Below are 7,500 nucleotides of genomic sequence, written 5' to 3'. Positions count from 1 at the left end.
GTGCGAATGCTGACATGAGTAACGACAATGGGAGTGAAAAACTCCCACGCCGAAAGACCAAGGTTTCCTGCGCAACGTTAATCGACGCAGGGTGAGTCGGCCCCTAAGGCGAGGCAGAAATGCGTAGTCGATGGGAAACGGGTTAATATTCCCGTACTTCTAATTACTGCGATGGAGGGACGGAGAAGGCTAGGCCAGCACGGCGTTGGTTGTCCGTGTTTAAGGTAGTAGGCTGGTTTCTTAGGTAAATCCGGGAAATCAAGGCCGAGAACTGATGACGAGTTATCTTTTAGATGACGAAGTGGTTGATGCCATGCTTCCAGGAAAAGCTTCTAAGCTTCAGGTAATTAGGAACCGTACCCCAAACCGACACAGGTGGTTAGGTAGAGAATACCAAGGCGCTTGAGAGAACTCGGGTGAAGGAACTAGGCAAAATGGCACCGTAACTTCGGGAGAAGGTGCGCCGGTGAGGGTGAAGTATTTACTACGTAAGCCCATGCCGGTCGAAGATACCAGGCCGCTGCGACTGTTTATTAAAAACACAGCACTCTGCAAACACGAAAGTGGACGTATAGGGTGTGACGCCTGCCCGGTGCCGGAAGGTTAATTGATGGGGTTAGCTAACGCGAAGCTCTTGATCGAAGCCCCGGTAAACGGCGGCCGTAACTATAACGGTCCTAAGGTAGCGAAATTCCTTGTCGGGTAAGTTCCGACCTGCACGAATGGCGTAACGATGGCGGCGCTGTCTCCACCCGAGACTCAGTGAAATTGAAATCGCTGTGAAGATGCAGTGTATCCGCGGCTAGACGGAAAGACCCCGTGAACCTTTACTATAGCTTTGCACTGGACTTTGAGTTTACTTGTGTAGGATAGGTGGGAGGCTTTGAAGCGTGGACGCCAGTTCGCGTGGAGCCATCCTTGAAATACCACCCTGGTAACCTTGAGGTTCTAACTCTGGTCCGTTATCCGGATCGAGGACAGTGTATGGTGGGTAGTTTGACTGGGGCGGTCTCCTCCTAAAGAGTAACGGAGGAGTACGAAGGTGCGCTCAGACCGGTCGGAAATCGGTCGTAGAGTATAAAGGCAAAAGCGCGCTTGACTGCGAGACAGACACGTCGAGCAGGTACGAAAGTAGGTCTTAGTGATCCGGTGGTTCTGTATGGAAGGGCCATCGCTCAACGGATAAAAGGTACTCCGGGGATAACAGGCTGATACCGCCCAAGAGTTCATATCGACGGCGGTGTTTGGCACCTCGATGTCGGCTCATCACATCCTGGGGCTGAAGCCGGTCCCAAGGGTATGGCTGTTCGCCATTTAAAGTGGTACGCGAGCTGGGTTTAGAACGTCGTGAGACAGTTCGGTCCCTATCTGCCGTGGACGTTTGAGATTTGAGAGGGGCTGCTCCTAGTACGAGAGGACCGGAGTGGACGAACCTCTGGTGTTCCGGTTGTCACGCCAGTGGCATTGCCGGGTAGCTATGTTCGGAAAAGATAACCGCTGAAAGCATCTAAGCGGGAAACTTGCCTCGAGATGAGATCTCACTGGAACCTTGAGTTCCCTAAAGGGCCGTCGAAGACTACGACGTTGATAGGTTGGGTGTGTAAGCGCTGTGAGGCGTTGAGCTAACCAATACTAATTGCCCGTGAGGCTTGACCATATAACACCCAAACAATTTGATGTTTGTGTGTCTCTATGAAGACTGCAACAGCCGAAAATTTGTAAGACTACAAACCAAGACATCACATACCCAATTCGGGATAGCGCCTAATCGCGACATCCCAGCTGAATCGCTTGACGACCATAGAGCATTGGAACCACCTGATCCCATCCCGAACTCAGTAGTGAAACGATGCATCGCCGATGGTAGTGTGGGGTTTCCCCATGTGAGAGTAGGTCATCGTCAAGCACCTATACCAAAACCCCCGATCAGGAAACTGGTCGGGGGTTTTACTATTAGTACAAGCATGAAGTTTTGAGTGATCGAAGCGAGTGCTGAAAAGATGTAGTGCAAGTCGTTGAGTAGAAAGAACTTTTCTAAAAAGAATTTCGAAAAATGGCTTGACGGAAGATGAGGCTGCTGTAGAATGCGCGCCTCGGTTGAGACGAAAGGCTTAACCAACTGCTCTTTAACAACTGAATCAAGCAATTCGTGTGGGTGCTTGTGAGGTAAGACTGCTAGTCGCAAGATTATCAGCATCACAAGTAACACTCGTTAATTTGAGAGTTTTTTGCGATTGCTGAGCTAAGTTTAGGGTTTTTTCAAAACCCAAGCAGTATTGAACTGAAGAGTTTGATCATGGCTCAGATTGAACGCTGGCGGCAGGCCTAACACATGCAAGTCGAGCGGTAGAGAGAAGCTTGCTTCTCTTGAGAGCGGCGGACGGGTGAGTAATGCCTAGGAATCTGCCTAGTGGTGGGGGATAACGTTCGGAAACGGGCGCTAATACCGCATACGTCCTACGGGAGAAAGCGGGGGATCTTCGGACCTCGCGCCATTAGATGAGCCTAGGTCGGATTAGCTAGTTGGTGAGGTAATGGCTCACCAAGGCGACGATCCGTAACTGGTCTGAGAGGATGATCAGTCACACTGGAACTGAGACACGGTCCAGACTCCTACGGGAGGCAGCAGTGGGGAATATTGGACAATGGGCGAAAGCCTGATCCAGCCATGCCGCGTGTGTGAAGAAGGTCTTCGGATTGTAAAGCACTTTAAGTTGGGAGGAAGGGCAGTAACCTAATACGTTATTGTTTTGACGTTACCGACAGAATAAGCACCGGCTAACTTCGTGCCAGCAGCCGCGGTAATACGAAGGGTGCAAGCGTTAATCGGAATTACTGGGCGTAAAGCGCGCGTAGGTGGTTCAGTAAGTTGGAAGTGAAATCCCCGGGCTCAACCTGGGAACTGCTTTCAAAACTGCTGAGCTAGAGTACGGTAGAGGGTGGTGGAATTTCCTGTGTAGCGGTGAAATGCGTAGATATAGGAAGGAACACCAGTGGCGAAGGCGACCACCTGGACTGATACTGACACTGAGGTGCGAAAGCGTGGGGAGCAAACAGGATTAGATACCCTGGTAGTCCACGCCGTAAACGATGTCAACTAGCCGTTGGAATCCTTGAGATTTTAGTGGCGCAGCTAACGCATTAAGTTGACCGCCTGGGGAGTACGGCCGCAAGGTTAAAACTCAAATGAATTGACGGGGGCCCGCACAAGCGGTGGAGCATGTGGTTTAATTCGAAGCAACGCGAAGAACCTTACCTGGCCTTGACATGCTGAGAACTTTCCAGAGATGGATTGGTGCCTTCGGGAGCTCAGACACAGGTGCTGCATGGCTGTCGTCAGCTCGTGTCGTGAGATGTTGGGTTAAGTCCCGTAACGAGCGCAACCCTTGTCCTTAGTTACCAGCACGTTATGGTGGGAACTCTAAGGAGACTGCCGGTGACAAACCGGAGGAAGGTGGGGATGACGTCAAGTCATCATGGCCCTTACGGCCAGGGCTACACACGTGCTACAATGGTCGGTACAAAGGGTTGCCAAGCCGCGAGGTGGAGCTAATCCCATAAAACCGATCGTAGTCCGGATCGCAGTCTGCAACTCGACTGCGTGAAGTCGGAATCGCTAGTAATCGTGAATCAGAATGTCACGGTGAATACGTTCCCGGGCCTTGTACACACCGCCCGTCACACCATGGGAGTGGGTTGCACCAGAAGTAGCTAGTCTAACCGCAAGGGGGACGGTTACCACGGTGTGATTCATGACTGGGGTGAAGTCGTAACAAGGTAGCCGTAGGGGAACCTGCGGCTGGATCACCTCCTTAATCGAAGACTTCAGCTTCTTCATAAGTTCCCACACGAATTGCTTGATTCATTGCGAAAGACGATTGGGTCTGTAGCTCAGTTGGTTAGAGCGCACCCCTGATAAGGGTGAGGTCGGCAGTTCGAATCTGCCCAGACCCACCAATTGTTGTGGGGTTTGGCCTTGTAAGAATATGGGGCCATAGCTCAGCTGGGAGAGCGCCTGCCTTGCACGCAGGAGGTCAGCGGTTCGATCCCGCTTGGCTCCACCATATACAGCCTCGTTGAGAGTTCAGAAATGAGCGTTCCTACTGCAAGTAGATGAATGTTGATTTCTGGTCTTTGACCAGTAACAAATCGTTCTTTAAAAATTTGGGTATGTGATAGAAGTGACTGATTAATTACTTTCACTGGTAATTAATCTGGTCAAGGTAAAATTTGTAGTTCTCAATTGCAAATTTTCGGCGAATGTCGTCTTCACGTTAGAGACAATAACCAGATTGCTTGGGGTTATATGGTCAAGTGAAGAAGCGCATACGGTGGATGCCTTGGCAGTCAGAGGCGATGAAAGACGTTGTAGCCTGCGATAAGCTCCGGGGAGTCGGCAAACAGACTTTGATCCGGAGATCTCTGAATGGGGGAACCCAGCCAGCATAAGCTGGTTATTACACACTGAATACATAGGTGTGTAAGGCGAACCAGGGGAACTGAAACATCTAAGTACCCTGAGGAATAGAAATCAACCGAGATTCCCTTAGTAGTGGCGAGCGAACGGGGACTAGCCCTTAAGTTGATTTGAGAATAGTGGAAGGCTCTGGAAAGTGCCGCCGTAGTGGGTGATAGCCCCGTACACGAAATTCTCTTATCAATGAAATCGAGTAGGACGGAGCACGAGAAACTTTGTCTGAATATGGGGGGACCATCCTCCAAGGCTAAATACTACTGACTGACCGATAGTGAACTAGTACCGTGAGGGAAAGGCGAAAAGAACCCCGGAGAGGGGAGTGAAATAGATCCTGAAACCGTATGCGTACAAGCAGTGGGAGCCCACTTTGTTGGGTGACTGCGTACCTTTTGTATAATGGGTCAGCGACTTATATTCAGTGGCGAGCTTAACCGAATAGGGGAGGCGTAGCGAAAGCGAGTCTTAATAGGGCGTTTAGTCGCTGGGTATAGACCCGAAACCGGGCGATCTATCCATGGGCAGGTTGAAGGTTAGGTAACACTGACTGGAGGACCGAACCGACTACCGTTGAAAAGTTAGCGGATGACCTGTGGATCGGAGTGAAAGGCTAATCAAGCTCGGAGATAGCTGGTTCTCCTCGAAAGCTATTTAGGTAGCGCCTCGTGTATCACTGCTGGGGGTAGAGCACTGTTTCGGCTAGGGGGTCATCCCGACTTACCAAACCGATGCAAACTCCGAATACCAGCAAGTGTCAGCACGGGAGACACACGGCGGGTGCTAACGTCCGTCGTGAAAAGGGAAACAACCCAGACCGTCAGCTAAGGTCCCAAAGTTATGGTTAAGTGGGAAACGATGTGGGAAGGCTTAGACAGCTAGGAGGTTGGCTTAGAAGCAGCCACCCTTTAAAGAAAGCGTAATAGCTCACTAGTCGAGTCGGCCTGCGCGGAAGATGTAACGGGGCTCAAACCATACACCGAAGCTACGGGTTCAACGTAAGTTGAGCGGTAGAGGAGCGTTCTGTAAGCCTGTGAAGGTGAGTTGAGAAGCTTGCTGGAGGTATCAGAAGTGCGAATGCTGACATGAGTAACGACAATGGGAGTGAAAAACTCCCACGCCGAAAGACCAAGGTTTCCTGCGCAACGTTAATCGACGCAGGGTGAGTCGGCCCCTAAGGCGAGGCAGAAATGCGTAGTCGATGGGAAACGGGTTAATATTCCCGTACTTCTAATTACTGCGATGGAGGGACGGAGAAGGCTAGGCCAGCACGGCGTTGGTTGTCCGTGTTTAAGGTAGTAGGCTGGTTTCTTAGGTAAATCCGGGAAATCAAGGCCGAGAACTGATGACGAGTTATCTTTTAGATGACGAAGTGGTTGATGCCATGCTTCCAGGAAAAGCTTCTAAGCTTCAGGTAATTAGGAACCGTACCCCAAACCGACACAGGTGGTTAGGTAGAGAATACCAAGGCGCTTGAGAGAACTCGGGTGAAGGAACTAGGCAAAATGGCACCGTAACTTCGGGAGAAGGTGCGCCGGTGAGGGTGAAGTATTTACTACGTAAGCCCATGCCGGTCGAAGATACCAGGCCGCTGCGACTGTTTATTAAAAACACAGCACTCTGCAAACACGAAAGTGGACGTATAGGGTGTGACGCCTGCCCGGTGCCGGAAGGTTAATTGATGGGGTTAGCTAACGCGAAGCTCTTGATCGAAGCCCCGGTAAACGGCGGCCGTAACTATAACGGTCCTAAGGTAGCGAAATTCCTTGTCGGGTAAGTTCCGACCTGCACGAATGGCGTAACGATGGCGGCGCTGTCTCCACCCGAGACTCAGTGAAATTGAAATCGCTGTGAAGATGCAGTGTATCCGCGGCTAGACGGAAAGACCCCGTGAACCTTTACTATAGCTTTGCACTGGACTTTGAGTTTACTTGTGTAGGATAGGTGGGAGGCTTTGAAGCGTGGACGCCAGTTCGCGTGGAGCCATCCTTGAAATACCACCCTGGTAACCTTGAGGTTCTAACTCTGGTCCGTTATCCGGATCGAGGACAGTGTATGGTGGGTAGTTTGACTGGGGCGGTCTCCTCCTAAAGAGTAACGGAGGAGTACGAAGGTGCGCTCAGACCGGTCGGAAATCGGTCGTAGAGTATAAAGGCAAAAGCGCGCTTGACTGCGAGACAGACACGTCGAGCAGGTACGAAAGTAGGTCTTAGTGATCCGGTGGTTCTGTATGGAAGGGCCATCGCTCAACGGATAAAAGGTACTCCGGGGATAACAGGCTGATACCGCCCAAGAGTTCATATCGACGGCGGTGTTTGGCACCTCGATGTCGGCTCATCACATCCTGGGGCTGAAGCCGGTCCCAAGGGTATGGCTGTTCGCCATTTAAAGTGGTACGCGAGCTGGGTTTAGAACGTCGTGAGACAGTTCGGTCCCTATCTGCCGTGGACGTTTGAGATTTGAGAGGGGCTGCTCCTAGTACGAGAGGACCGGAGTGGACGAACCTCTGGTGTTCCGGTTGTCACGCCAGTGGCATTGCCGGGTAGCTATGTTCGGAAAAGATAACCGCTGAAAGCATCTAAGCGGGAAACTTGCCTCGAGATGAGATCTCACTGGAACCTTGAGTTCCCTAAAGGGCCGTCGAAGACTACGACGTTGATAGGTTGGGTGTGTAAGCGCTGTGAGGCGTTGAGCTAACCAATACTAATTGCCCGTGAGGCTTGACCATATAACACCCAAACAATTTGATGTTTGTGTGTCTCTATGAAGACTGCAACAGCCGAAAATTTGTAAGACTACAAACCAAGACATCACATACCCAATTCGGGATAGCGCCTAATCGCGACATCCCAGCTGAATCGCTTGACGACCATAGAGCATTGGAACCACCTGATCCCATCCCGAACTCAGTAGTGAAACGATGCATCGCCGATGGTAGTGTGGGGTTTCCCCATGTGAGAGTAGGTCATCGTCAAGCACCTATACCAAAACCCCCGATCAGGAAACTGGTCGGGGGTTTTACTTTGCGC

The 7,500-nt window shown here is 51.1% G+C and carries 2 tRNA genes and 5 rRNA genes (1 of these 7 only partly in view); all 7 read left to right on the top strand.

The annotated features are described in order from the left end of the window. Positions 1-1,657 (top strand): 23S ribosomal RNA (locus ACIN8IBEIGE_RS20650); it begins 1,234 nt to the left of the window's first position. Between the two features lie 133 nt (positions 1,658-1,790). Further along, positions 1,791-1,906 (top strand): 5S ribosomal RNA (gene rrf, locus ACIN8IBEIGE_RS20645). A 372-nt stretch (positions 1,907-2,278) separates the two neighbouring features. Beyond that, a 16S ribosomal RNA gene (locus ACIN8IBEIGE_RS20640) occupies positions 2,279-3,815 on the top strand. Positions 3,816-3,880: 65 nt separating this feature from the next. Next, positions 3,881-3,957, top strand: a tRNA-Ile gene (locus ACIN8IBEIGE_RS20635). 31 nt (positions 3,958-3,988) lie between these two features. After that, positions 3,989-4,064: transfer RNA gene (locus ACIN8IBEIGE_RS20630), tRNA-Ala, on the top strand. Between the two features lie 244 nt (positions 4,065-4,308). Then, positions 4,309-7,199 (top strand): 23S ribosomal RNA (locus tag ACIN8IBEIGE_RS20625). Between the two features lie 133 nt (positions 7,200-7,332). Further along, a 5S ribosomal RNA gene (gene rrf / locus ACIN8IBEIGE_RS20620) occupies positions 7,333-7,448 on the top strand. Together the 16S, 23S and 5S rRNA genes with 2 tRNA genes alongside form the textbook arrangement of a ribosomal RNA operon. The last annotated feature ends 52 nt before the right edge of the window (positions 7,449-7,500 follow it).

The organism is Pseudomonas sp. 8BK (assembly GCF_902506475.1).
Classification (GTDB): Bacteria; Pseudomonadota; Gammaproteobacteria; order Pseudomonadales; family Pseudomonadaceae; genus Aquipseudomonas; species Aquipseudomonas anguilliseptica.
Note: the sequence above shows the minus strand (reverse complement) of the source record. Positions and strands in the feature narration are given on the sequence as shown.